Source organism: Mesorhizobium comanense (assembly GCF_005503535.1).
In the GTDB taxonomy this organism is placed as follows: Bacteria; Pseudomonadota; Alphaproteobacteria; order Rhizobiales; family Rhizobiaceae; genus Mesorhizobium; species Mesorhizobium comanense.
This window is the reverse complement of sequence record NZ_SCNN01000019.1, coordinates 49,096-74,355: the sequence shown is the minus strand read 5'-3', so window position 1 is coordinate 74,355 and position 25,260 is coordinate 49,096. Positions and strand designations below refer to the sequence as shown.

The following is a 25,260-nucleotide window of genomic DNA, read 5'->3' as shown; positions in this document are numbered from 1 at the left end:
GGTGTCGCCGAAGGCGACGGATGAGGGGTGTTCCAGGGAACGCCGACGCCTCACTCCGCTGGAACACCTCTCATCCGTCTCGGCGCTGCGCGCCGATCCACCTTCTCCCGCAAGGGGAGAAGGGAAAAGAAAGCGAGACCATCATGCCTAAAGACCTGACCTCTCTCCTCGCCGCCTACCTCGCCGACGGTGCCGTGGGCGCTTCGCTCGCCTACTCCACAGGCGCGACGCCAACCGCCCTCACCGCAGGTCTCGCCGACCGCAAGCACGGCACGCCAGTCACCCCGGACCAGCTGTTCAAGATCGGCAGCTGCACCAAGACCTTTGTCGCGGCGGCGCTCGTGAAACTCGCCGAGACCGGCAAGCTCGATCTTGGCGCGCCGATCTCCGTCTGGTTCCCGGACCTGCCGGGCGCGAAAACCATTTCCGTGCGCCAGCTCGTCAATCATCGCAACGGCCTGCCGGAGTTCGAATATTACATTCCGATGGACCCGACCCGGCAGTGGACGCCGCAACAGCTGGTCGACATCGCCTTTGCCTCCGACAAGCAGAAGGCCCCGGGCGGACCCGCCGTCTACAACAACACCGGCTATGTCCTGGCCGGCATGGTGATCGAGGCGGTTTCGGGCCGGTCGCTGGGCGCCTATGTCAGGAGCGCCATCCTCGAGCCACTCGGGCTGAAGAACACATGGTCGCCCGCGACCGAGGCCTTTCCGGAAAAATCGATGGTGCGCGGCTACTACCATCGCCCGCCGCCGGCGCCGAACGCACCGACCGACATCGCCTCGGGCGGCGAGATGTGGCGCATGGATGGCGTGCTGCCCTACTCCGACGACCTGCAGGATTCCTCCGACTCCTTCCCGTTCGGCGCCGCCTATGGCTGCGGCGACATGGTGTCGACCCCGTCCGACATGGTGGACTTCATGCGCGGCCTGTTTTCGGGAAAACTCCTGTCGCCGCCCTTCTTCGCCGAGATGTTCGATAACCGCGTGCCGGCGAGTTTCCCGGGCACGCGCATGCGCGAAACCGGCGCCGGCATGTTCCAGAGCGCCTATGCCGATCGCGCCTTCTACGGTCATCAGGGCAGCATTCCGGGCTACGTCGCGGTGATGCTGCACGACCCCGAAACGGATCTCACCATCGCCATGACCAGCAATGTCGGCTCCGGCAACCGCCTCTCCTTCCAGGCCAGCGGCCTGCATCCGGTGGTCGATCAGGCAATCCGGATCATTCTGGGATAGGGCCGGGTCAAGACCGAACGGCGGTAAGAGCCAGGCGCAAGTGGAATACGGTCCCGGGATGTGAGAGGCTGGCGCCTCCCGGGACGCGAGACGCCGCCATGAAACCCACACTGCCGCTGCTGCTCAGCCTCAATGGCGGCTATGTCGACACGGCGGGGTTTCTGGCGCTTCAGGGCCTGTTCACCGCCCATGTGACCGGCAATTTCGTCACGCTGGGGGCTTCGCTGGTGCTGGGCATTTCGGGCGTGCTGGCGAAGCTGCTGGCATTGCCGGTGTTCTGCATCGTCGTCATCCTGACCAGGCTGGCCGGCGAACGCCTGCGCAGGCATGGGTGGCCGGCGCTGGTGGTCCTGCTTGGGACCAAACTGGCGCTGCTCGTCGTCGGCGCCGTGCTGGCGATCCGCCTCGGCCCTTTCGCCAATGGCGACAGCCTGGCCGCGATCGTTACCGGTATGGTCCTGGTCGCCGCCATGGCGATCCAGAACGCTGTGCATCGCGTCCACCTCGCGGCGGCGCCGCCCTCGACATTGATGACCGGCACCACCACCCAGATCATGATCGACATCGCTGACCTCATCGGCGGCACATCGCCGGACGCCCGCACGGCGCTCGTCACGCGCCTGCGGCGCATGGCGGCGGCGGTCGCCGTCTTCGCCGCCGGCTGCGCAGCCGCCGCTCTCGGCTATGCCTTCGCCAATGTCTGGTGCTTCGTCGTCCCGCCGGTGATCGCGCTGGCGGCGCTGGTGCTCAGGCTTTCCACGCCGGAGGCGGAAACCAGCTAGAGCAATTTCAGGAAAAGTGTGAGCGGTTTTCCGTCTGGAATTGCGTCAAACAAACGCTCTAGGCCGCGCTCAGCCTTCGTCCGTCCAGATCAGGCGCAGCAGGCGCAGCAGTGTCGCCCGTTCCTTCTTCGTCAGCCGCTGCAAAAACCGGTCCTCGTGCCGGCGAACCTGTTGCAGCCAGCCCGGCATGGCCTCCCTTGCGGCCGGCGTCAGGGTGAGCACCCGTACGCGCTTGTCCTCGGCGTGGTCGTCGCGTTCGACCATCCCGCGCTCCTCGAGTTCGGCCAGCAGCGGCGCCATGTTGGCGCTCTTCATGCCGAGCCGGCGGCAGAGTTCGGCGGCGCGGATGCCGGGCCGCTCATCGATCAGCGCCAGCATGCCGTAGGTCACCGGACGCAGCCCGGCATCGGCCAGCTCGATCGCGAAATCGTTCATCGCCAAAGCCGAAGCACGCTTGAGATTATAGCCGATCTGCGCGTCGAGCGCGTCTTCGGTCATTGTCCCCGGTGCGTTGAGATCCCCGTCGGCGTCGATCTTGTCCATGCAGCAAGCGATCGCCGCGATCAACGCCCTTGTCAACCCCAAAAGACTATGCGACATAGCAAACAGATCGCTATGCTGCATAGCTATATTCTTCAGCAATACCATGGGAGGATGTCCGTCATGAGCGAAGAGACCGTTGCCTTCGATGTCGAGGCCGGCATCGCCTGGGTGCGCTTCAACCGGCCGGACAAGCGCAACTGCATGAATCCGGCGCTCAACCGGCGCATGATGGAGGTCCTGGACGAGCTGGAGTTCCATGACGATGTCGGCGTGCTGGTGCTTTCCGGCGAGGGCAGCGCCTGGTCGGCCGGCATGGACCTCAAGGAGTATTTCCGCGAGACCGAGGCCAAGGGGCTCGGCGCCGTCCGCAAGGCCCAAGCGGAAGCCTATGGCTGGTGGCGGCGCCTGCGCTGGTACGGCAAGCCGACCATCGCCATGGTCAATGGCTGGTGTTTCGGCGGCGGCTATGGTCCGCTCTTCGCCTGCGACCTCGCCTTTGCCGCCGACGAGGCGCAGTTTGCTTTGTCCGAGATCAACTGGGGCATCCTGCCCGGCGGCGGCGCCACCAAGGTGGTGGTCGACCTCCTGTCGATGCGCGACGCCATGTATCACGCGCTGACTGGCGAACTGATCGATGGCAAAAAGGCCGCTGCCTGGAAGCTGGTCAATGAGAGCCTGCCGCTGGCACAGCTGAAGGACCGGGTCACCGAGGTCGCCAACATCCTGTTGAAGAAGAACCCGATTGCGCTCAAGGCCACCAAGGACGCCATCCGCCGCGTCGCCGAAATGACGTACGACAATGCAGAGGATTATCTGGTTCGTGCGCAGGAGGCGGCCAACTCGCACGACAATGAAGGCCGCAAGGAGGGTATTCGCCAGTTCATCGACGAGAAGAGTTACAAGCCGGGCCTTGCCGCCTACGACAAGGCAAGGTGACGCAACAAGCCACGGACGCAATCTGGGAGGAGATGCGCATGCCGGCCTTTACGACTTCGGATCCGGTGGCCCTGCATGCCCGCGCGCAGCCTGATCGCCTTGCCTGCGTCGACCTGGCGTCCGGCCGACGCTGGACCTACCGCGCCTTGGACGAGGCCATCCAGCGTGCCGTCGGCGTTCTTGCAAACGGCTATCGCGTCGAACAGGGGCAGCGCATCGCCGCGCTTGCCCGCAACAGCGCCGACCTGCTGATCCTGCAGCAGGCCGCGATGCGGCTCGGCGCCATCTTCGTGCCGGTCAACTGGCGGCTCGCGAGCGCGGAACAGCAGGCGATCCTCGCCGACTGCGATCCGGTTCTGCTGCTGCATGACGCCGCGCTGCAAGCGGCGTTGCCGGGGCGCTGCATCCCCGTCGAAGTCGAAGCCTTCGCGGCAGCGGTCGTCGCGCACGACCCGGCGCCGCGCCGTCCCCTGCCCGCCGACGATACGCCCTCGATCATCCTCTACACGTCGGGCACGTCGGGCCGGCCGAAAGGCGTCATCGTCACCGAACGCAACGCCCTGGCCACCGCGATCAATTTCGGCGTGCTGGGTCGGGTCGGCAATGCCAGCGTCTTCCTCTGCGACGCGCCGATGTTCCATGTCATCGGCCTTATCACCAATCTGCGTCCGCCCCTGCTGCAAGGCGGCACGGTGCTGATCTCGTCCGGCTTCGATGCCGGCGTCACCAACCGCCGCCTTGCCGATCCCGCGCTCGGCGTCACCCACTATTTCTGCGTGCCGCAGATGGCGCGGATGTTGCGCGATCATCCCGGCTTCACGCCGTCGCGCTGGACCTCGCTCACCGCCATCTTCACCGGCGGCGCGCCAAATCCGGCCGTCGATATAAAGTGGTGGCTGGCCCAGGGCATCCGCATGGCCGACGGCTTCGGCATGACGGAGGCTGGCACCGTGCTCGGCATGCCGGTCGAGGCCGGCCGGATCGCGGACAAGGCAGGCTCGGCCGGTCTGCCGGCGCCGATGGTCGGGCTGCGCATCGTCGGCGAGGACGGCCGCGACGTCGCCGACGGCGAACCCGGCGAGATCTGGCTGTCCGGCCCCAACGTCACGCCAGGCTATTGGAACAGGCCGCAAGACACCGCCTGCGCCTTCACACCCGATGGCTGGCTGCGCACCGGCGACATAGCGCGGCGCGATGACGAAGGCTTCGTTACCCTCGTCGACCGGCGCAAGGACATGTTCATCTCCGGCGGCGAGAACGTCTACCCCGTGGAAATCGAGACGGTGCTGCTCGAGCACCCCGACATCGCGGAAGCCGCCGTGATCGGCATCGCCGACGAGCGCTGGGGCGAGGTCGGGCGTGCCTTTGTCGTGGCCAAGCCTGGCCGCGTTCTCGACCCGGCAATGCTGGCGGCCCACTGCGGCGCCCGCATCGCCCGCTACAAGGTGCCGAAGGAGTTCCTGGCGACCGAAGCCCTGCCGCGCACCGCGTCCGGCAAGATCCAGAAACACGTTCTGCGTGCGTGGACCGCATCGGCCCGAGGGCAGGACTGAGGCAGACCGCCGTTCAGCCGGCGGGCGGCTGGCGAAACACCGACACCGCCGCGGCGACAATCTGCGCATTGTCCTTCGCCGTCGTGCCATCCGCCAGCGTCTTGCCGTCTTCCAGCCCGACGCGCGTCGACCAGCGCTTGTTGTGCGCCAGCTCGACGAAGGGCCACACTGTGGCGTCGACACCGTGCAGCAGGATCGGCCGCCGCATTTCGGCGCGTTCGAGCACCGCGGCGATGCCGCTTGCTTCGTCGAGTGCGGCGGCGAGATCCTGGATGTCGATCTCGATCAGCACGCGCAGCACCCGCCCATGATCGGCAAGGCCGATGAAGCGCTCGGCATCGGCGATCGTGGCAAGCCCGGCCTCGATGCCGACGCCACGCTGGCGCAGCAGTTCCATGACGGCGGGCGCGTCGGTCTCCGACAAATTGACCGACGCATAGTCGGGCAGTTCGCGCCAGGCCGCGATCGCCGCGCGGGTGCGCGCCACATCGTTCTCGATCCAGGCGCCGGTCGAAACGCCGACCAGCGTGCCCGGGCAGGCGTGGCGCACCGCCAGCACCGTCGAGTCGACCGCGGCCAGGCTCTCGCGCCCGTCGGCACCACGCGGATGGATATGCAGTTCGGCCGCCCCGGCGGCGACGCAGGCCGCCGCATCAGTGGCCATCGCCGGCGCGGTCAGCGGCAGCGCGGGATGGAAATCGCGCGCACGCGCGCCGTTGATGCAGGCCTGGACGATCATGGATGCCACCTCGGACAAGGAGGTGGCACTCTAGCCGTGCGGCAAGGCATGGCAAAGGGTTGGGCGGTGTCTCTCCTGACAGCGGGACCAGTGAAGCGGTCTTTCCGGCACGAGCCCGTGGCATTTGACTAAAAGGCGCCTGTGGATATTTACCCGGCGTTCCGGCAGGCGGGCGAAGCTATATTAGGGCGGGATCATGGAGGGACCATTGACCAGCGATTTTTCAGCCGCCCGTATCCATCTCGAACGCGCCTACCACTATCTGCGCGGCAATGACGAGACGAGCCGCTCGACATGTGAGGCCCTCGACCTGCTGATCGAGACTGTAGCGGAGGCGCAGCACAGGCGGCCCGAGGCTGGCGTGCTGGAATTCCCCCCGCCGGCAGCGCCGCGACCCGCTTGACCGGACTAGGAGACCCTGCGTACCAGCGTCTCCTCCGCCGCCATGCCCGCACGCTCCACGATCTGCTCCAGCGGCTCGGGCCTGTGCAGCAGGAAGCCCTGGCCGAACTCGACGCCCATGTCGCTCAGCATGGCCACGCTGTCCTGCCGCTCGATCTTCTCGCCCACCACCGCGCAGCCGAGGCTGCGGGCAATGCTTGCTATGGCCAGCACGATCTCGCGGTCGAAGCGGCTCTCGGTGATATGTTCGATGAAGGAACCGTCGATCTTGATGGCGTCGACGGGAAAGCGCCTGAGATATTCGAACGAACTCATGCCGGCGCCGAAATCGTCGAGGCTGACCTTGCAGCGCCGCGCGCGCGCCTTGCGCACGAAGGCCTCGGCGGCATCGAAATTGGTGACGGCGGCGGTTTCGGTGATCTCGAAGCCGATGCCCTGGTGCGGCGCCCCGGTCTCCCCGATGATGCCGTCGACGAAGTCCCAAAGTCCTGGATCGCTCAGCGTCTGTGCGGACAGGTTGAAGCCAAGCGTGATCGCGCCCGATTTCATCGCCGCGCCATGGAGCGTCAGCGCCCTGCGGATGATCCAGCGATCGAGCCGCGCGGCGATGCCGAAGCGTTCCGCCGCCGGGATGAATTCGCCGGGCGGTATCAGCTGGCCGCCGCGCCCGACAAGCCGCGCCAGCACCTCGACATGGCGGTTTTCCTGCCAGGGCCGGCCCAGCCGGTGGATCTGCTGGCCGAACAGTTTCAGCCTGCCGTCCTCCATGGCGTCGACCGTATCGGCGGCAAGCCGCGCTGCGTTCAGACCGCCCGAGGCGGCCTCGGCCGAGAACACGGCGAAGCGGTCGCGCCCGGCGGCCTTGGCCGCGTAGCAGGCGTCGTCGGCGCAGGCCAGCGCGTCGGCGACCGTGGTGGCATGGTCATGGACGATGGCGATGCCGATGCTTGCCGCGAGCCGCCGCGATGTCGCGGCAAGCCCCAGGTCGGCGCCGCGCACGGCGGCCAGTATGGCGCCGGCCAGCCGCTCGGCCTGCGCGACATCGCAATTGGGCACCAGCAGGGCGAATTCGTCGCCGCCCAGGCGCGCGGCATGCGCCGAGGGCGGCAGGCAGCGGCCGATGCCGGCGGCGACGTTCTTCAGCGCCAGATCACCGGCGGCGTGGCCGGCGAAATCGTTGAGCGCCTTGAAGTAGTCGAGATCGACATAAAACACCGCCAGCGGCACGCTGGTGGCGATATGGCCGGCCAGCAGCCTGTCGAAGGCGGCCCGGTTGAGAAGCCCGGTCAGCGCGTCGTGACGCGCCGCATAGGCCAGTTCCTGTTCGCGCAGTTTGTCCTCGGTGATGTCGCGCACCGTGCCCAGAATCTGCCCGGCCGCGCCGGCGGTGATGAAGCGGACCAGCGATTCCACATGGCGGACCTCACCGTCGCGCCTGACGATGCGATACTGGCTGGCGGTTATCGTATCCATCCGCAGGTCCACCTGATGGGCGCGCTCGGTGGCCTCCTTGTCGTCGGGATGCAGATAGGTGTGCCACAGGCCGGCGGAGACCTCGTCCGCGTCGGCGACGAGGCCGAAGATGTCCCTGGTGCGGGCGTCCCAGTAACTCTTGTTGGTGGCAATGTCGTAGTGCCAGATGCCGGTGCCGCTGGCGGCGAGTGCCAGGCGGAAGCGGACGTTGACCTGTTCGAGCTCGGCTTCGGCCGCCTTCTGTTTGCTGATGTCGGTCTGCACGCCCATCAGCCTGAGCGGCCGTCCATCGGCGTCGCGCTCGACGATGCCGCCGCGGTCGAGCACCCAGACCCAGTGACCCTGCTTGTGCCTCAGCCTGAGTTCGGTCTCGATGGCATCGGTCTGCCCCGCTATGTGGCGGTCGCCGCTCGCCAGCGCCCGCTCGCGGTCCTCGGGATGGGTGAGCCGCAGCCACAGGTCGCTGGTATTGGCAAGTTCATCCTGCTCGTAACCGAGCATCCGCGCCCATGTCGCGGAGTAGAAGCAGTCTCCGGTTTGAAGATCCCAGTCCCAGACGCCGAGATGCGCACGCTCCAGCGCGCGCTCCCATCTCGCTTCATCGCGATTCTTCTTCTGCCGATGCGCCATCTCTTCAGTCTTCGCTCATCCCCGCCGCGCGGCAATCTGCGGCAAAACCAGACAAGAAACCGTTACCGGTGGCGTCACGGGCGGAAGCGCCAAAGCTCGCGGGGAGAAAACCGGCCGCCGAGATCGCGAAAGGCAAACAGCCGGAGGGCGCACCCAGCCCGCGCGAAATAACCGACACCGCCGCCCGCGCCAAGGCCGGGAAAGCGCAGGAGTAGCGAGGGCAGCGAGAGGGCGATACTGGCTTCGGCTGGCCGACCTTCGATTGCCCGGCAAGAACCGGAGTTTTGCCGCCGCCCGGCGGTCCTACTGATTGCGCGAGTTCGCCAACCAACCCGGCGATCTCACGCAAACAGGAAGAGGACCTCCCAATGACCAAACAGGAAGACAACAAGGCCGTCGTCGTCAGATGGTTCACCGACTTCTGGGGTGAAACCTGCGATCTCAGCGTGGTCGACGACATCGCCGCGCCCGACATGCTGCTCAGCTATTCCCTGCATGAGCCGCGCCGGGGCCGCGCCGACATCAAGGCCTTCATGACCGATTTCCGTGCCGCCTTCCCGGATCTCAACTTCTGGGCCACGGCCGATCTCATTGCCGAGGGCGACTATGTCGTCGGCCAATGGGAAGGCGGCGGCACGCATACCGGTCCGGCCTTCGGCGATTTCCTCGCCGGCGCCCTGCCCGCCGCCACCGGCCGCACCATGCGCTTCACCGGCACGACGGTGCTCAAGGTGGTGGACGGCAGGATCGTCGAGGAGATCGGCCTTGACGACGGCGTCGCCGCCCTCACCCAGCTCGGCCTGATCAAGGCCGCCTGAAGCAAACGTGAGAGTGGCTCGCATGCGCAATACGGGCCACTCTCGATGGTTTGATGGAACCTCCGAATCGACCTTCTCCGATCACTTAATTGTTCACGGCACTGTTGCCAGAACATCACACCTCTGATTGAAATCGGACGAGACAAGGCTTACTTCAGTCTCGGAGAAAGGCGAATTCGCCACATTTTCACTATATTGGTCGAAGAAGCGCTTGTTTGTGGAATCAGGTTATCCGCCGGGCGTTTGACTTGCCGGTACAACTAGGATTTTTATGGCCCTGGTGCAGCCAGAGGGGTTTGGTTGCCATCGAAAAGGAATACGATGATGAACGAGTTCGATCAAGCGCACGCGGAAGCGCTCAAAGCCAAGGAAGCGGCGCGGCAATTGCCGCACGTTCAGGGCTATGGCTCGAATCGCACGTCGGAGACCGTACAGATGTGGACAGATGCGCAGCTTTCCAGCTATATCCGTGAGCACGCAAAAGCGCAGGCAGCATCCGCAGAATAAACGACAGTATTTCTGGGAAATGAAAGGGGGCGCGCAGCCCCCTTTTTTACGTGAAGAAATAGGGGATGGGGGAGTTTGGGGTGGAGAACCGCGTCACGCATGCGGACCTCGATTCACTGCATTTTATTCAAGGCAGTGCGTTCGCGAGGCAGAAGATCAAATGGTATGCGGATGAGTACGCTGCCGGATTTGGTGGGTGCCTGATAATTTGGGACGATGCCGCATTGGTGGAAGTCATGGGCCATTGGCGAGAGTCATACGTCGTATGGCGCCAGAAGGCTCTGGGCGAAGCTATGGCTCAGGGAGTGCTCGAATCCGATTTCGGTGAACTGAGCTTCATAAAAACCCTCGCCATCCTCTTGTGGGCCATGACCCAGAACGGTCTCGAACCGATCAAGCTGGTGGAGATAAAAGGGCTGCTCCCACCCGATACCCGTGACCTAGTGACGGCATACCCCAATGAATTTTTCTCTTTCATGGGTATCTTCTGGATGTTCCATGACCTCCAGCACCAACGGAAAATCGATTCTCGATACGATCTTCGCAACCCTCCGATGCACTACCGTTACTACCGGGCCATGGTCCATTATCTGGCCAAGCAATATCCACGGCAAGACGATCTGTACCTCATCCTCAAGACATTTGATTTGGCCGCGATGAAGACGGACTACCGTCAAAACCCCACCATCGATTGAACCGCAAGGATCAGCGTCGCCGCCCTCACCCAGCTCGGCCTGATCAAGGCTGCCTGATCCACGGGCCATCGCCGTCGAGGCGATGGCCCGCTCCGCCTCGGCGGATATCAGGCGCCAGACGGTCGGGAGCACAGGCAACATGGATCTGCCTTGGCGATGTTTCGTCAACAAATTCCTGCCAACAAATATTGCATTGTAAACAACTAATATTGAAACTGCGGGGTTCTCCGCGCTTAATAATCTTGAAATACATCACATGCGAAATAACCATCGAAAACCGGACAGATGGCGGGATGTCCTTCGATGCGTGCGCACAGCGGGCGGAGCGGCGGGGATCGTCGCTTTACCGATCTCCATGATCTGGACATAGCGGCAAGCAGGAGCGGCTGGCTGCTGACGGCGCTCTGCCTGGCCTATGCCGCAACGGCTCTCTGCCTGCAGCCGGGCCGCTACCTGTATCTCTCGGAGTCCTACGCCCGCCCTTTCCTCTTGTTCCTGCCCATGCTTCTGGCGGCTGGTCTCGGCGTGATCGGGCTGACATTTGCCCGGCCCCATCCGACGCGGTTCATGCTGGACACGCTGAAGCAGCGCTGGCTGGCCGCCGCGCCCGTCATCCTGTTGTTCTTCCTTGGCGTCACCGCCTTCACCACGCTCAAGATCACCATCCCCGACATCGTTCCGTTCTATGCCGATCATATGCTGGCTGAGCTCGACTTTCGGCTGCATGGCACCGACCCGTGGGCATGGGCGCACGGCATCGTTTCCGGGCCGGTCTCGGCCATCATCTTCGCCTATTACGGGTATGGTTGGCTGGTGCAATGGTTCGGCATCCTGCTCTTCGTCGCCTTCTGGAACAGCCCTGCCAGGCGCCTGCGTTATCTCTGGGCCTTCGCCCTGACCACGGTCCTGTGCGGCACTGTTCTGGCGACCGCGCTGTCGTCCGCCGGGCCGATCTTTTATGATGAGATCCATGGCGGCGACCGCTTTGCGGGATTGCAGATGGCCCTGGCGCGCAACGGCTTCGCCGGATCGGTCCATGTCTATGCCGATTATCTGCTTGCGGCCTATGAAAGCGGCCGCCCGCATCTTGGCGGAGGCATCTCCGCCATGCCGAGCATGCATGTCGCGATCGCCACGCTCAACGCCTTATTCCTGAGCAGCTTCAGCCGCCGCTGGGCCATTGCCGGCTGGTCCTTCGCCGCACTTATCCTGTTCGGCTCCGTCTACACCGGCTGGCACTATGCGGTGGATGGCTACCTCTCCGTGCTGGTCGTGTCCCTGCTCTGGCATCTGACGGGGCGTTTCGTCCTGCCGCGGGCCAGCCGCATCAGCGTCGAAATCGCCCCCGCCATCCCCGAACCGGTTTCACGATAGCGGCGCTTGCCGCGACGGCTGATCTCTGCCATCGCGGGTTTGCAGGAAACGGGTGGCGGCGCCGGTCCGCAACGTATTCCATGCGGCCATGTTCGTCACCCTGGCCAAGGACCTGAAGTCGACGCCGCTGCCCGTGGCCGAGGATCCGCGCTGGGCGCGCATCGTGGCGCGCGACAAGTCGGCCGACGGGCAGTTCTGGTATTGCGTGGTCACCACCGGCGTCTATTGCCGGCCTTCCTGCCCGTCGCGGCGCGCCAACCCCGCCAATGTGGAGCTGCATGACAGCCTGCGGTCGGCGCAGGCGACCGGCTTTCGCCCATGCCGCCGCTGCAATCCCGACGGCCCCTCGCTCGAGGCCGGCAACGCCGCGATGGTGGCCGAGGCCTGCCGCGGCATCGAACGCAGCGAGGCGGAGCCATCGCTGGCCGATCTGGCCGCCGCCGCCGGCCGCAGCCCCGGCTATTTCCATCGCGTCTTCAAGGCGATTACCGGGCTGACGCCGAAGGACTATGCCGCCGCGCACCGCGCCGCACGGGTCCGCCAGGGCCTGGAGGACGGCGCCAGCGTGACGTCGGCGATCTACGATGCCGGCTTCAACTCCAGCGGGCGCTTCTACGAGAAATCCACCGGCATGCTCGGCATGACGCCGACGCGCTACCGCGCCGGCGGGCTCGATGAGGAAATCCGCTTCGCCGTCGGCGAGACATCGCTCGGCGCCATTCTGGTCGCGTCGAGCCGCAAGGGCGTCGCCGCCATCCTGCTCGGGGCCGACCCCGACACCCTGGTGCGCGACCTGCAGGACCGCTTCCCCAAGGCAAGGCTCATCGGCGGCGACAGCGGCTACGAGGCCCTGGTCGCCCGCGTCATCGGCTTTGTCGAGGCGCCGGCCCTTGGCCTCGACCTGCCGCTCGACGTGCGCGGCACCGCCTTCCAGCAGCGCGTCTGGCAGGCCTTGCGCGAGATCCCGGCCGGCGGCACCGTCTCCTATGCCGAGATCGCGCGGCGCATCGGCGCGCCGAAATCGACGCGCGCCATCGCCGGCGCCTGCGCCGCCAACGCCCATGCGGTCGCCATTCCCTGCCACCGCGTGATCAGGAAGGACGGCGCCTTGTCAGGCTATGCCTGGGGGGCGGAGCGCAAGCGCGCGCTGCTCGACCGCGAGGCGGGCGGCGCGGCGAAGGCCGTCGCCAAACCCGACCCGTCCGCGCGGGCCTGACGAGGACCGGTGATGCGCGCGATGGCCAGGTCTTCCGCCACCGGTGCGAACATCGAGATCGCCAACGGCGCGGCCGTCGACCTGGAGGACGCCAAGTCGCGGATATTGGCCGCCATCGGCGAGCTTGTCGACGAAGGCAAGGCCGAATGGCACCGCACCGGGACCGGTGAGATCGAGCTGCGGCTGGTGTCGGGCGAGGTGTTCGTCCTTGGCGAGGTGTCGGTAACGCGTGTGGCATGAGCACACTTCGCGCTCTACGGCGCCCCCCCTCTGTCCTGCCGGACATCTCCCCCACAGGTGGGGAGATTGGCTATCGCCTTGGCCTTCGCCAATTTTCGTCGTCGCAAGGGGAGAGCCGGCGCGAAAGCTGCCAATCTCCCCCCAAGTGGGGGAGATGTCCGGCAGGACAGAGGGGGGCGCCGTGGGGTGCTGACGTTGGCATCCTTCATCCTCCAACCATGCAATTTGAATTTGAAAGCAAGCACCGGAGTGAGCAGCGCAAACCGCTTCGCTAGGGTTCATCCACAACAAGGAGCAAAGACCATGAACCTCATGCAAGCCCATAGCCCGGCGACGGCTTCCGCCGCCGCCCTCGACACCATCGCCTATGCCGTCGGCCAATCCGCCATCGGCACGATCCTCGCCGCACGCAGCCCGGTCGGCGTCTGCGCCATTCTCATCGGCGACGACGCCGTAGCGCTGGAACAGGACCTTGCCGACCGTTTCCCCGGCAGGATAATCGTTAGGGATGAAGCCGGCCTGCGCGACGACCTCGCCGCGATCGCGCGCTTCATCGAAACGCCCGGTGCCGGCCTCGACATGCCGCTCGACATGCGCCACGGCACGCCTTTCCAGCAACGGGTCTGGCAGGTGCTGCGCACCATACCCTGCGGCGCCATCATCACCTACACGGCCCTTGCCCGCCGGATCGGCATGCCGGACGGCGCCCGCGCGGTGGCCACTGCCTGCGCCGCCAACGCTATCGCGCTCGGCATTCCCTGCCACCGCGTGCTGCGCGCCGACGGCTCGCTGTCCGGTTATCGCTGGGGCCTTGAACGCAAGCGCGCTTTGCTCGACCGGGAGGCCGCGATATGAATGCCCACGCCAGGGTCGCGCCATCGGCGGTCGAAGCGGCCGAAGCACGCATTGCCTGTTATGACTGGCCGGCGCTCGCCGGCGAACTCGACGGCTTCGGCTGCGCCGTGATCGAGAAGCTCTTGTCGCCGCAGGAGTGCCGGCAGATCGCCGGCCTCTACCCCGACGAGCAGCATTTCCGCAGCCACGTCCACATGGCCAGGCACGGCTTCGGCAAGGGCGAATACCGCTATTTCCTCTATCCGCTGCCCGATCTCCTCGGCGGCCTGCGCAGCGCCCTCTATCCCAGGCTGGCCGAGGTCGCCAACCGCTGGAACGAGCGCATGGGCATCGCCATCCGCTATCCCCAGGCGCATGGCGAATTCCTCGAGCAGTGCCATGCCGCCGGCCAGGTCAGGCCGACGCCGCTCCTGCTGCAATACGTGCCCGGCGACTTCAACTGCCTGCACCAGGACCTCTACGGCGATCTCGCCTTCCCGCTGCAGGTGGCGATCCTGCTTTCAGAGCCGGGCGAGGATTTCACGGGCGGCGAGTTCGCGCTCACCGAACAGCGGCCGCGCATGCAGAGCCGGGTCGAGGTGGTGCCGCTGCGCCAGGGCGACGCCGTTGCCTTCGCCGTCCACAACCGGCCGGTGCAGGGAACCAGGGGCAATTACCGTGTCAACCTGCGCCACGGCGTCAGCCGGCTGCGCTCCGGCATGCGCCACACGGTCGGCATCATTTTTCATGATGCGAAGTGAGCCCGGGAGAGCGCCTTCCCCTTCTCCCCTTGTGGGAGAAGGTGTCGCCGAAGGCGACGGATGAGGGGGTTCCAGGGAACACCAACGTCTCACTCCGCTGGAACACCCCTCATCCGTCTCGGCGCTAGCGCGCCGATCCACCTTCTCCCACAAGGGGAGAAGGGAAAGCCGCGCTCATCCTTCGTCGGCGATCACCATCTCCAATATCCAGGGACAGGCATAGTAATCGGCGATACGGTCGATCACCCCGCCAGTGGCATGGACCCGCACCAGATAGGCCGGCCGCCAGACCGCCCCATGCTGCCTGTCCACGACCAGCACCTGTTCCCTGCCGGCCGTGCCGGGCCGCAGGCGCCAGGGCAGTTCACTTCGCTCATATTCGACAAAATAGGGCGAACGGGAGAACAGGCCGTTGTAGCAGTCGGAGACCCGCAAACGGGCATCGGCGCTGGTCAGCGCCCGCACGCCGTCCCAGTCCCTGACGTTGAAGAGTTCGACATAACGCTCGAGCAGCCGCGCCAGCTCCGGGTCGTGCGCGGGCGCGGCGGCCGGTTGCGCCGGCAGGGCGGCGAGCTTGGCGCGGCCCCGGCTGAGCGCCGATTTGACGCCGCCAGTGGTCGAGCCGACAAGATCGGCGATCTCCTCCAGCGAATGGTCGAACACGTCCTTGAGCAGCACGCAGGCGCGCTCCTTCGGCGGCAGGTGGACGACCAGCCGCTCGATGGCGCGGCCCACAGCCTGGCCCACGGGCTCGGCCGGCAGCACGATGTCGTCACCGGCGTGACCGGCCTCGGCCCGCATCCGCGCGCGGCGGCTGCGGATGAGGTCGATGCACCTGTTATGGGCGATGCGGAACAGCCAGGGCGGCAGCGCCGTCGCGTCGTCGAGAAGCTCGATCTTGCGGTAGGCCTCGAACAGCGCGTCCTGCATGACGTCCTCGCCATCGAGAGCCGAGCCGGTCATGCGGGCGCAGTAGCGGTGCAGACGCGCCCGCAGGTGCGAGACCGTTGCCAGGAACGCCGCGTAGCGTGGGTCGAACAACTCCCCGGGGTCGAGGTGCGGCTCGGCGCCTTGCCCCGTTTCAAGAGAGGTGCGGATCTGCTGGTTCATGGCCGGATGTCGCTCAGCGCCGCCGCAGCATCGCGCATGCCGGGCATTTCGACAAGCGCCAGGCGCGACACGATCGGCGCTAACACGGTCATGCCGCGCGGCGGCCGGCGGACTTGCCGCCGGCGACATCCGGCAGGCCGAGCCTTGGCCGCACCCACGCCGCCAGGCGGCCGATCGCGTCATCGGCCTCCGGCGCCCGGCCGGCCATCATCTGGAAGGAGTGCAGCATGCCGTCGAAGACGTCGAGCCGGGTCTCGACGCCGGCCTGGCCGGCGCGCTCGGCGAACATGCGGCTTTCGTCGACCAGCGTCTCGTCGGCGCCGGCCTGCAGGAACACGGGCGGCAAGCCGGCAAGGTCGGCATAGAGCGGGCTGACTTCCGGATACTTTCGGTCGGCATCGCCGATGAAATTGCTCACCAGCCAGTCGACGGTTTCCCGGGCGAAGGCCGGATCCTTGTCGCGGTTGGTCCGGTAGCTCGCGCCGGTCAGCGCCATGTCGAACCAGCCCGAGATGACAAGCGTGGCGACAGGCAGCGCCCGGCCCTGCGCGCGCAGCCGCTGCAGCAGGGCATAGATCAGCACCGCGCCGCAGGAATCGCCGGCAAGCACGATGCGCCGGGGGTCGAAACCCTTGTCCGCGAGCCAGGACCAGACGGTCATGGCCGCCTCGATCTGCGCCGGATGCCTTGCCTGATGGGCCAGCGGATAATCGTAGATCAGCGCCCGGCAGCCAACGGCCTTGGCGAGATGGCCCGTCAGCTTGCGGTGCGTGTAGATCGAGCCGCCGATGAACCCGCCGCCATGCGCATAAAGCAGCACCCGCTCCTCGTCCGCGCCCTTCGGCACGACCCAAAGCGCGGGCACGCCGCCGGCATCGACCTCGATATAGTCGACGCCGCGAGGCTCGCCGGTCAGCGCCGTCCAGTTGATGTCGTTGAAATCGACGATCTCCTGCGGGCTGGTAAACTTGCCGGCATTGGCGGCTATCGTCTCGTAGTGGATCCTGTTTGCCTCGCTCTGCCTGCTCGCCACGATGGTCTCCCTGGGTTGCGGGCCGCCGATGAAGCGGCCCTTCAAGACCAGAGACGGACGGGCGGGCAAAAAGGATACGTCCCGCCAGATGTTTTTTCGCCATTGTCTCGGACGCAAGGCGGCGCGGCTGTCATCATCCCGCCGGCGCGTAGCGGCTGACCACCATGCCGCTGGCATAGGCTTTGGAGCCGACGAGCCGCAATTTCCGGAATCCCCCCTGGTCGAAGATGCGGCGGCCGGAACCCAGCACCGCCGGGTTGACGAACAGCTGGAACTCGTCAACCAGCCCGGCCGCGATCAGTGCCGAGGCGAAGCCGGCGCCGCCGAACACGGCGATGTCGCCGCCCTCGCCCGCCTTCAGCGCGGCGACCTCGCGTGGCAGATCGCCGCCGACCACCACCGTGCGCTCCCAGCGCGAGGTCTTCAGCCTGCCGCTCGGCACCACTTTCTTCGCGTCGACGATGCGTTGCGCGAAGGCGTAGAAAGGATCGCGCGGAACCTTCTTCGCGGCATTGCCCCAATGCGTCAGGTAGCCTTCCTCGGCCATCTTGCGGCTGAGCAGGATGGTGTCGATGCCGGCAAAGACGGCGTTGAAATCCTGCTTCAGCTCGGCGTCCCAACCATTGTCGTCGCCCCATTCCCAAAGCTGCCAGGAATGATCCGCATCGGCGCCGACAAAGCCGTCGACCGACATCTGCATCTGAAGGATGAGTTTTTTCATGAGGTTCTCCTCGTTTCCGGATTCTGGATGGCAACGGAACGACAGCGCTTTGCGAACCGCCCGGGCTTTATAATGATTTACTTTTGGAACCATTTGACGCAAGCCGGAGAATGATGTCAATAGTAAAGTGATTTAAAAATGGAACCACAGAATGGCGACACGTGAAAAGTCAGGCTGCCCGATCAACCTGTCGCTCGAACTGCTTGGCGACCGCTGGACGCTGCTCATCATCCGCGACATGATCTTCGCCGGGAAAAGGCACTTTCGCGAATTCCTGCAATCCGACGAGGGCATCTCCTCGCGCACTTTGGCCGAGCGGCTGCAGACGCTGCAGGACGAGGGCATTCTCACCCGCGGCGACGATCCCACCCACGCGCTGAAGGCGATCTACCGGCTGACCGAAGCCGGCATCGACCTGTTGCCGGTGCTCGCCACGCTTGGCGCCTGGGGCAGCAAGCACCGCAAGGCCGAAGACAAGCTTGCCCGCATCGCCGACGAGCTCGCGGCCGGCGGCGAACCCGCGCTGGAACGGATGAAGACGGCGCTGCGGACGGAGCATATTGGTTGAGGCGTGCGTCTTTCCTTCTCCCCTTGTGGGAGAAGGTGGATCGGCGCGCTAGCGCCGAGACGGATGAGGGGTGTTCCAGCGGAGTGAGGCGTCGGCGTTCCCTGGAACACCCCTCATCCGTCGCCTTCGGCGACACCTTCTCCCACAAGGGGAGAAGGGAGAGCTTCCACGCCCCCGCTTGACAGCCATCGCCGTATGTTCTCTATTTGTTCACATTTATCAGCAATCGCGGATGAGCGGAACGGGATGGAAACGACAGCCACCATCCTGCATGCCGATCTCGACGCCTTCTATGCTTCGGTCGAACAGTTGCTCGACCCCTCGCTGCGCGGCAAGCCGATCGCGGTCGGCGGCGGCGTCGTGCTGGCGGCCTCCTATGAGGCGCGCGCTTTCGGCGTGCGCGGCGGCATGCCGGGGCGCAAGGCGCGCGAGCTTTGCCCGCAACTGATCTTCGTCGGCGGCAATTTCGCCGACTACCAGCGGCTGGGCGACGCGGCGATCAGGGTGCTCGACGATTTCACCCCGGTGGTCGAGCGCATCTCCATCGACGAGGCCTTCGCCGATGTCGCCGGCTGCACGCATCTGTTCGGCTCGCCAAAGGAAATCGCCACGGCGATCCGCCGCCGCGTGCGGGCCGAGCTCGGCCTGCCGATCTCGATCGGCGTCGCCCGTACCAAGCATCTGGCCAAGATCGCCTCGCAGGTCGCCAAGCCCGACGGGCTGGTTGTGGTCGATCCCGGCAGCGAGCTCGCTTTCCTGCATGATTTGCCCGTTGGCCTGATGTGGGGTGTCGGCCCCGCGACCAGGGCGCGGCTGGCCGAAATCGGCGTCGAGACCATCGGCGAACTCGCCCGCACGCATAGCGGGGCGCTGACCCGCCTGCTCGGCCCGGCGGCCGGCGAGAAACTGGCGGCGCTGTCGTGGAACCGCGACCCGCGCAAGCTGGAGACGAAGCACCGGGCGCATTCGGCCGGCGCGCAGTCGGCGCTCGGCAGGAAGCCCGCCGTGGCCGATGTCATCGTGCCCACCTTGCTGCATCTGGCCGACCGCGTCGCCAGCCGGCTGCGCGCCAAGGCGCGTCCCGGCCGCACGGTGACCGTGCGCGTGCGCTTCGCCGATCTCAGCGCCGTCACCCGCTCGATCACGCTGGAGCAGCCGATCTCGGCGACCGCCATGCTGGCGGAAATCGCGCAGGACCTGGTGCGCGGCGTGCTTGCCGACCATCCGCATGAGCTGACGATTTCGCTGCTGGCGATCTCGGTCTCGCATCTGGAGGAGAGCGCTGAACTGCAACTCGACCTGCCACTCGGCCTCGCCGACGAAAAGCAGCGCCCCGGCAGCAAGAAAGGCCTGGCCCGCTTCGGCGCCGACCGCGCCATCGACAAGATCCGCGAGCGCTTCGGCAAGCAGGCCGTGGGCTATGGCGCGGTGGCGCTGGACGCCGCCCGATCCGTGCCCGACGAATTCAGGGAACTGGCGCAGAAGGATTTATAGCCGGCCGAACCTGCTTGCGTCCCTTTTCGATGCACTGGAGATGGAGCGCGTAAGACCCCTTCCCCGTATCCGCGTCATAGGCGACATTGCGGCACTCGATCTTGCGCTTTTCGGGAAAAGACGCCCAATCGTTCTGGAGCTTCGAATAGGCGGCTGCTTCCTTCTCTCCGCATTCCATGTTCCCGGCGAAATCGCCGCCGGAGAGATCCCGGCAATATGTGTCCATGTTGTAGATGGGGAATTCCTCGGCCCGCGCCGGCGCGCCATGGATCTGTACGAGGAAACCGACCGACAGCATCAGCACAGGGCGGCGCATTTTCACGCTCCCCCTCACAGGCAGGGGAAAGCGTTCATCTTCTTCTCGAAGTCCATGTCGACCGGCGAGGTCAGTTTTCCATTGAGCGCGTAGCCCTGGATCACCGAATAGGCGGCGGATGCGGTAAAGCCATATTTCTCGAGGAACTTCACCTGCTCCGCACCCGCCTTGGCATTGCTGAGCTTGTCGAACTGGCCGTACCACTTGATATAGCCGGTATACGGCTTCTTGTTGTAGGGCGCCTTGGTCTGCAGACCGGCATCGATCCACTTCCTGAAGCTCTCCTGCTTCAGCAAGGCCTTGCCCTCCTTGATCTGCCTTGCGACCCGCTGCTCATAGGCCGTGCACTTGGCGGCCGCCCGCGCCTCGGCCGCGCCGGCCAACATCGCCGCGCCGCATACGAGAACCGCCGCCAGATTTCTGGATTTACCCATCATTTCTCTACGAATCTCCAAGAGCATGATGCCGAAAAGTGTGAAGCGGTTTTCGGACGACATCATGCTCTATCTTTTTGATTGAGAGCCGGATGATTTCAGGTCGAAGGACCTGAAATCATCCGGCTCTGGTGAAAAGAGGTGAAAACAGAAGCCGTCGGAACGGTTCGCCGGCCGTGCGAAACAGCGGCTCAGAAACCGTCCGGGATGAACTCGCAGGCGAGCAGCGTCTTGCCCTGCAGCGCGCTGCCCTCTCGCGCCACGATCGACACTTTGCCCGGCCCGGCCAGTCCCTCCGGCGGCTGCTGCTCGGCCGGCAGTTCCAGCGCATAGCCCTTGCTGGAGGCGCCCATCAGGTCCGAGGTCTCCGGCTTCAACCCATAGGCCCTGGCAAGATCGTCGGCGCGCTCACCCTTGATCAGCACGCCGACCGCGCTGTTGGCGAAAAACACCTCGTCGGATTCGAAACCGTCGCGCCCGATCTGTTGCGGGATCTTGTAGATCGCGGCGCCCAGCGACGACATGTCGGGCTTGGCCAGCTTCTCTGCCGCGTCATAGATTTCGGTCGCGGATGCCACCGAATAAGGCGGCTTGCAGAGCGCGGCATCGAAGAAAAGCGCGTCGGCAGCGGCCGCCACGGCATTGCCGGCGACGCTCGTCGCGGCAACGGCGCCGCAGAGAATGACAAGACGATAAATAGACCTGGACTTCAGCACGCAACAATCCTTTTGAGGCAAGAAGGGTTTTGCGGCGTTGCCTGGGCAACACCTTATTTATATTAGAAAAATCTTATCTGCACCTGCGGCTCTCTGCCTGCCTATTGCAATGCGGCCCTGAGCACAAGCCGGGCGCGTCCGCCATAGGGAGATCGCTAGCCTTATCCCCAGGCCGCGGCGCTGGCCGGCCTCGCCTGGCAAATCGCCTTCAGAGCCGCGCTGTGCCGAAAACCCGGTCCCAGAATATCGACGTCACGCCGAAATTGGCGGTGTCGTCGACATGGTGGTGCACCGCGTGCCGGCGCTTGAGCGTGTAGAGATAGCTCGGATGCGAGGGATGCCAGTGATGGATCATGTGGTGCACGCTGATGTACCAGAGATAGCCCAGCATCAGCCCGCAGGCGACCGCGCTCGCGGCCGCGAAGCCCGACATGAGCCAGACCGGTAGGGCCACCAGCGCGTGGACGCCGAGGCTGAGCCAGGTCGGCGTGCCCACCGGACTGCGCTCCTCGACATGGTGGCGGTCGTGCAAATCCTTGATCCAGGGGATGTGATGGAGCACGAAGCGGTGGAGCACATATTCGATCAACGTCCACAGGCCGAGACAGACCAGCGCCGTGCCGATCCAGTCCGGCGCGCTTTCCTCGCCGGCCTCGATCAGCCCCGCCACCCCCAATAGGGCAATCACCAGGGGATAGACCACGAAGTCGCTGTAATAGCCGATCAGACCCAGTTGCATTCGGATGCCCCCAACCTGACTTTCGACGCCACCCAAAACGATGCTATCAGATTGCCGAACTCGCTGGTGAGGTGCAATGCGGATGTATCTGAAATAGCGTCGTATTTTCCCGGCACAAGATCGGCACTCACGCTTGCGACGGAGAATCAGCGCGGCACCGATTTTGCACCCATGACGCAAGCGGACATAGAAAAATGGCAAAACGCAGTGCGGGCCTGCTGATCTATCACCGGAGCGATGAGGGTCCGCGCGTGCTTCTGGTGCATCCCGGCGGACCGTTCTGGGCCAGGAAGGACGAAGGCGCCTGGTCGATACCCAAGGGCATGGTCGAGGACGGCGAGGATGAGTTCGCTGCGGCACGACGCGAGACCGCGGAAGAACTCAGTGTCGAGGTCGACGGCATTTTCGCCAAGCTCGGCGAATACAGGCAGACGGGTGGCAAAACCGTCATCGCATGGTCTGTGGAGACGGGAGTAGAGATCGACGTCGCCACGATCAGGAGCAACAATTTTACGATGGAGTGGCCGCCGCGCTCCGGAACGATGCGGGAATTTCCGGAGGTCGACCGGGCCGGCTGGTTCACCCTGGCCGAGGCCGGCGTCAAGATCCTCGCCGGCCAGCGGCCGATGCTGGCGGATTTGGCCGGGCAACTGGGCCTGGAATAGCTGCCGGCGACCAAAGCTGCCGATCTCCTCCCTCGTGGGGGAGATCGGCTGTCCCTCACCCGAACCGCGCGCCCGTCCACGCCCCGCCGGCCGCGTTCGATTCCACTGCCGCCGCGACGAATTTCACGCCGCGCGCGCCGTCCACCACGTCGGGTACCTGGGCCGCTCGCGCGGCATCGACCACAGCGCCCGAGCGATGGGCGCGGATGATGTCGGCGGCGTCGCGGTAGAAATTGGCGAAGGCCTCGATATAGCCTTCCGGATGCGCCGCCGGCATGCGCGAGACGCGCCGGGCTTCCGCCGTCGAGCCATGGCCGCCGCGCACCAGCGTGCGGGTTTCCTCGCCGTAGACCGAAAAGCGCAGTTCCTCCGGGCGGGAGCCCGACCATTCGAGCCCGGCCTTGTCGCCATAGACGCGCACGGACAGATCATTGTAATGGCCGGGCGAAGTCTGGCTGGCCAGGATGGTGCCGCGCGCGCCGTCGGTCCAGCGCACCAGCACATGCGCGTTGTCGTCGAGCCGCCTGCCGGGCACGGCGGTGAACAGGTCGGCCGAAACCGCTTCGGCCTCGCGGCCGGAGATGAAGCTCGCCAGGTTGAAGGCATGCACGCCGATATCGGCCAGCACAGCCGACTGCCCAGCGCGCGCCGGATCGGTGCGCCATTCCGCCTGCTTCTGGCCGTCGGCGTCGATCGGCTTCGTCAGCCAGTCCTGGATATAGGAGCCGTGCACCGACACGAGGCGGCCGAGTTCGCCCGCCATCACCATTTCGCGTGCCTGCCGCACCATGGCGTAGCCTGTGTTGTTCAGCGTGACGACGAAGCGGCGTTTTTTCGCCTTCGCGAGCGTCACCAAAGCCTGCGCATCGGCCAGCGTCGTCGACAGCGGCTTGTCGCAGATCACGTCGATACCGGCTTCGAGAAAAGCTGTGGCGATCGGCGCGTGCAGATGGTTGGGCGTGACGATGACCACCGCCTCGATGCCGTCCGGCCGCGCGGCTTCGGCCTTCGCCATGGCATGGTAGTCGGCGTAGCTGCGCTCCGGCGCGATGCCGATCTCGGCGGCGGAAGCCGCGGCATTCTCCGGATCGGACGACAGCGCGCCGGCCACCAGCGAAATCTGGTCGTCGAGCCGCATCGCCAGCCGGTGCACGGCGCCGATGAAGGCATTGCGGCCGCCACCGACCATGCCGACCCTCAGGCGACTGCCCGCCACCCCGTCCGATGTTGCGTAGACCATGTTTTCTCCTCCAGGCTATGTCGTGCTGTGTCACTATCATTATCGAGTTCTGTGGCGCCCCCCTCTGTCCTGCCGGACATCTCCCCCACTTGGGGGGAGATCAGCGGTGTCAACCGCGGCGCCTTTGATCCACGCTGACAATTGGCGAAAGCAGAGGCGACATCCGATCTCCCCCCAAGTGGGGGAGATGTCCGGCAGGACAGAGGGGGGCGCCGTAGAGCGCTACTTCGAACCGTTCGTGCAGGGCCACGCCTACCACTTTCGAACAGGATTTCCAATTTCCATATTGTAAAACGATCGTGCCGCGCTAGCCTGAAATCATGAGCGGGGCGAGAAAACCATCCGGACGATCCAGTGCCGACGAGGCTGCCACGCGCAAGCGCGGGCGTTCGCTGGCCGCGCTGGGCTATATCCAGCCGCAAACTTATGAAGAACTGCGCGCGGTGCTGTCCTCCGGCACGGTGCATTTTCCCAAGCGGCTGCGGCAGGTGGCGATCTTCCTGTGGCAGCATCCGAGCGAGGTCGCGCTCGGCACCATCGCGCAGGTGGCCGCGCAAGCCGGGGTGCAGCCCTCGACGCTGGTGCGCTTCGCCCAGATCTTCGGTTACTCCGGCTTTTCCGATTTCCAGGGCCTGTTCAAGGACCACGTCAAGGGATCCTGGCCGGAAGGCCGCGGCGAGCCGCGCGCCGAGGCCGAGCCGCATGCCGCCATGCATTTCCTGCACGGCATGGTCGGCGCCTCGCAGGCTTCGCTCGGCCGCATCGAGGCCGGCTTCGACATCGAAAGCTTCGAGAAGATGGTGGCGACGCTGGCGGGCGCCGACCTGATCTACGTCATCGGCTCCAAACGCGCCTTCCCCGTCACCGCCTACCTGTCGCTGACGCTTTCCCAGCAAGGCGTGCGCAACGTGCTGGTCGACAATGTCGGCTCGACCGCGCTCGACCAGGTCGGCTGCATCGGCAGCCGCGACGCGGTGCTGGCGGTTTCCTTCAGCCCCTACAATTCGATCACGCCCGACCTCGTCGCCGTGGCGCACGAGCGCAAGGCGCGCATCCTCACCATCACCGACAGTACGTTCAGCCCGCTCATCCCCTTGTCGGAAAGCTGGCTGGAAGTGGTGGAATCCGACTTCGCCGGCTTCCGTTCGCTCGCCGCCTCGCTCGCCGTCGGCATGGCGCTGGTCCAAGGCGTCGCGGCGCGACGGGGCACGTGAGATGTTGAAGTTTTCGATCGAGAGTTTCAATTTGTGGCGACGACCATCAATTGTCGACGCCCGCGCAGCCCCTCATCGCCCTGCCGGGCACTTCTCCCCGTATAGTGACGGGGAGAAGGACGCTGGCCGCAACCTCGCGCCTGTCTTGCAACAACGGTGATTGGCGAAACCGGCAACGACAGCCCCCTCTCCCCGTCACTATACGGGGAGAGGATGCCGGCAGGCAGGTGAGGGGCAGCGCTGACTTTAGCGGTTGTCGTTTGATG

28 protein-coding genes are annotated in these 25,260 nt (G+C 65.5%); 17 read left to right on the top strand and 11 right to left on the bottom strand.

Going from position 1 to position 25,260, the window contains the following annotated elements:
* The first annotated feature begins 143 nt into the window (after positions 1–143).
* The gene (locus FFS37_RS26480; RefSeq protein ID WP_137933918.1) at positions 144–1,241 is read left to right on the top strand and encodes a serine hydrolase domain-containing protein; all 1,098 of its coding nucleotides are present in this window, start codon (positions 144–146) and stop codon (positions 1,239–1,241) included.
* Positions 1,242–1,339: 98 nt separating this feature from the next.
* A complete protein-coding gene (locus tag FFS37_RS26475) occupies positions 1,340–2,023 on the top strand; it encodes a YoaK family protein (protein WP_137933917.1) in 684 nt (227 codons plus the stop codon).
* Positions 2,024–2,092: 69 nt separating this feature from the next.
* Here FFS37_RS26475 and FFS37_RS26470 read toward each other — a convergent pair whose 3' ends face one another.
* Entirely contained in the window at positions 2,093–2,566 is a 474-nt protein-coding gene (locus FFS37_RS26470; protein WP_232375774.1) for a MarR family winged helix-turn-helix transcriptional regulator, read from the bottom strand.
* 120 nt (positions 2,567–2,686) lie between these two features.
* Here FFS37_RS26470 and FFS37_RS26465 point away from each other — a divergent pair, with 120 nt between their 5' ends.
* Both FFS37_RS26465 and FFS37_RS26460 read left to right on the top strand, forming a co-directional pair.
* Positions 2,687–3,502 (top strand): p-hydroxycinnamoyl CoA hydratase/lyase, encoded by an 816-nt coding sequence (locus FFS37_RS26465; RefSeq protein ID WP_137933916.1) that lies wholly within the window; start codon positions 2,687–2,689, stop codon positions 3,500–3,502.
* Between the two features lie 32 nt (positions 3,503–3,534).
* Positions 3,535–5,055, top strand: coding sequence for an AMP-binding protein (locus tag FFS37_RS26460; protein ID WP_137933974.1), 1,521 nt, complete (start codon positions 3,535–3,537; stop codon positions 5,053–5,055).
* A gap of 13 nt (positions 5,056–5,068) precedes the next feature.
* Here FFS37_RS26460 and FFS37_RS26455 read toward each other — a convergent pair whose 3' ends face one another.
* A complete protein-coding gene (locus FFS37_RS26455; RefSeq protein WP_137933915.1) occupies positions 5,069–5,794 on the bottom strand; it encodes a 3-keto-5-aminohexanoate cleavage protein in 726 nt (241 codons plus the stop codon).
* A 208-nt stretch (positions 5,795–6,002) separates the two neighbouring features.
* Here FFS37_RS26455 and FFS37_RS26450 point away from each other — a divergent pair, with 208 nt between their 5' ends.
* Positions 6,003–6,197, top strand: a complete 195-nt coding sequence (locus tag FFS37_RS26450) for a hypothetical protein (protein WP_171026430.1) — start codon at positions 6,003–6,005, stop codon at positions 6,195–6,197.
* A 5-nt stretch (positions 6,198–6,202) separates the two neighbouring features.
* Here the strand turns inward: FFS37_RS26450 and FFS37_RS26445 are convergent, their stop codons facing one another.
* Positions 6,203–8,299: an EAL domain-containing protein gene (locus FFS37_RS26445; RefSeq protein WP_137933913.1), complete on the bottom strand. Its 2,097-nt coding sequence runs from the start codon at positions 8,297–8,299 to the stop codon at positions 6,203–6,205.
* Positions 8,300–8,667: 368 nt separating this feature from the next.
* On the opposite strand from FFS37_RS26445, the gene FFS37_RS26440 reads away from it, so the two are divergent.
* The 8 genes from FFS37_RS26440 to FFS37_RS26400 all read left to right on the top strand — a co-directional run bounded on the left by FFS37_RS26440 (position 8,668) and on the right by FFS37_RS26400 (position 14,744).
* Entirely contained in the window at positions 8,668–9,117 is a 450-nt protein-coding gene (locus tag FFS37_RS26440; protein ID WP_137933912.1) for an ester cyclase, read from the top strand.
* Positions 9,118–9,441: 324 nt separating this feature from the next.
* Positions 9,442–9,624, top strand: coding sequence for a hypothetical protein (locus FFS37_RS26435; protein WP_137933911.1), 183 nt, complete (start codon positions 9,442–9,444; stop codon positions 9,622–9,624).
* A gap of 80 nt (positions 9,625–9,704) precedes the next feature.
* Complete coding sequence (locus FFS37_RS26430) at positions 9,705–10,319, top strand: hypothetical protein (protein ID WP_137933910.1); 615 nt, start codon at positions 9,705–9,707, stop codon at positions 10,317–10,319.
* A gap of 303 nt (positions 10,320–10,622) precedes the next feature.
* The gene (locus FFS37_RS26425; protein ID WP_137933909.1) at positions 10,623–11,693 is read left to right on the top strand and encodes a phosphatase PAP2 family protein; all 1,071 of its coding nucleotides are present in this window, start codon (positions 10,623–10,625) and stop codon (positions 11,691–11,693) included.
* A gap of 88 nt (positions 11,694–11,781) precedes the next feature.
* On the top strand, positions 11,782–12,909 hold the full coding sequence (ada, locus tag FFS37_RS26420; RefSeq protein WP_137933973.1) for a bifunctional DNA-binding transcriptional regulator/O6-methylguanine-DNA methyltransferase Ada: 1,128 nt from the start codon (positions 11,782–11,784) through the stop codon (positions 12,907–12,909).
* A 21-nt stretch (positions 12,910–12,930) separates the two neighbouring features.
* Positions 12,931–13,149, top strand: coding sequence for a hypothetical protein (locus FFS37_RS26415; protein WP_232375773.1), 219 nt, complete (start codon positions 12,931–12,933; stop codon positions 13,147–13,149).
* 303 nt (positions 13,150–13,452) lie between these two features.
* Complete coding sequence (locus tag FFS37_RS26405; protein WP_137933907.1) at positions 13,453–14,004, top strand: methylated-DNA--[protein]-cysteine S-methyltransferase; 552 nt, start codon at positions 13,453–13,455, stop codon at positions 14,002–14,004.
* Positions 14,001–14,744, top strand: a complete 744-nt coding sequence (locus FFS37_RS26400) for a 2OG-Fe(II) oxygenase (protein WP_137933906.1) — start codon at positions 14,001–14,003, stop codon at positions 14,742–14,744. The genes FFS37_RS26405 and FFS37_RS26400 overlap by 4 nt, the downstream gene beginning before the upstream one ends.
* Positions 14,745–14,918: 174 nt before the next feature.
* Here the strand turns inward: FFS37_RS26400 and FFS37_RS26395 are convergent, their stop codons facing one another.
* The 3 genes from FFS37_RS26395 to FFS37_RS26385 form a co-directional block, all read right to left on the bottom strand.
* Entirely contained in the window at positions 14,919–15,854 is a 936-nt protein-coding gene (locus FFS37_RS26395) for a sigma-70 family RNA polymerase sigma factor (protein ID WP_137933905.1), read from the bottom strand.
* An 88-nt stretch (positions 15,855–15,942) separates the two neighbouring features.
* Positions 15,943–16,887, bottom strand: coding sequence for an alpha/beta hydrolase (locus tag FFS37_RS26390; protein WP_137933904.1), 945 nt, complete (start codon positions 16,885–16,887; stop codon positions 15,943–15,945).
* Between the two features lie 133 nt (positions 16,888–17,020).
* On the bottom strand, positions 17,021–17,608 hold the full coding sequence (locus tag FFS37_RS26385; RefSeq protein WP_137933903.1) for a dihydrofolate reductase family protein: 588 nt from the start codon (positions 17,606–17,608) through the stop codon (positions 17,021–17,023).
* A gap of 151 nt (positions 17,609–17,759) precedes the next feature.
* Between FFS37_RS26385 and FFS37_RS26380 the strand changes: the two genes are divergently transcribed.
* Together FFS37_RS26380 and dinB are read left to right on the top strand one after the other, a co-directional pair.
* On the top strand, positions 17,760–18,176 hold the full coding sequence (locus tag FFS37_RS26380; RefSeq protein WP_137933902.1) for a winged helix-turn-helix transcriptional regulator: 417 nt from the start codon (positions 17,760–17,762) through the stop codon (positions 18,174–18,176).
* A gap of 246 nt (positions 18,177–18,422) precedes the next feature.
* Positions 18,423–19,670, top strand: coding sequence for a DNA polymerase IV (gene dinB, locus FFS37_RS26375; protein ID WP_137933901.1), 1,248 nt, complete (start codon positions 18,423–18,425; stop codon positions 19,668–19,670).
* Here dinB and FFS37_RS26370 read toward each other — a convergent pair.
* The 4 genes from FFS37_RS26370 to FFS37_RS26355 form a co-directional block, all read right to left on the bottom strand.
* On the bottom strand, positions 19,642–19,986 hold the full coding sequence (locus FFS37_RS26370; RefSeq protein ID WP_137933900.1) for a hypothetical protein: 345 nt from the start codon (positions 19,984–19,986) through the stop codon (positions 19,642–19,644). The genes dinB and FFS37_RS26370 overlap by 29 nt on opposite strands.
* A gap of 14 nt (positions 19,987–20,000) precedes the next feature.
* A complete protein-coding gene (locus tag FFS37_RS26365) occupies positions 20,001–20,420 on the bottom strand; it encodes a hypothetical protein (protein WP_171026429.1) in 420 nt (139 codons plus the stop codon).
* A gap of 191 nt (positions 20,421–20,611) precedes the next feature.
* Positions 20,612–21,133 carry a hypothetical protein gene (locus tag FFS37_RS26360; RefSeq protein ID WP_137933972.1) on the bottom strand — a complete coding sequence of 174 codons (522 nt, stop codon included), beginning with the start codon at positions 21,131–21,133 and terminating at the stop codon, positions 20,612–20,614.
* Positions 21,134–21,344: 211 nt separating this feature from the next.
* Positions 21,345–21,875 (bottom strand): sterol desaturase family protein, encoded by a 531-nt coding sequence (locus FFS37_RS26355; RefSeq protein WP_137933898.1) that lies wholly within the window; start codon positions 21,873–21,875, stop codon positions 21,345–21,347.
* 194 nt (positions 21,876–22,069) lie between these two features.
* On the opposite strand from FFS37_RS26355, the gene FFS37_RS26350 reads away from it, so the two are divergent.
* Positions 22,070–22,540, top strand: coding sequence for an NUDIX domain-containing protein (locus FFS37_RS26350; protein WP_137933897.1), 471 nt, complete (start codon positions 22,070–22,072; stop codon positions 22,538–22,540).
* A gap of 55 nt (positions 22,541–22,595) precedes the next feature.
* Here FFS37_RS26350 and FFS37_RS26345 read toward each other — a convergent pair whose 3' ends face one another.
* On the bottom strand, positions 22,596–23,780 hold the full coding sequence (locus FFS37_RS26345; RefSeq protein WP_137933896.1) for a Gfo/Idh/MocA family protein: 1,185 nt from the start codon (positions 23,778–23,780) through the stop codon (positions 22,596–22,598).
* Between the two features lie 320 nt (positions 23,781–24,100).
* Between FFS37_RS26345 and FFS37_RS26335 the strand changes: the two genes are divergently transcribed.
* On the top strand, positions 24,101–24,994 hold the full coding sequence (locus tag FFS37_RS26335; protein ID WP_137933895.1) for a MurR/RpiR family transcriptional regulator: 894 nt from the start codon (positions 24,101–24,103) through the stop codon (positions 24,992–24,994).
* The last annotated feature ends 266 nt before the right edge of the window (positions 24,995–25,260 follow it).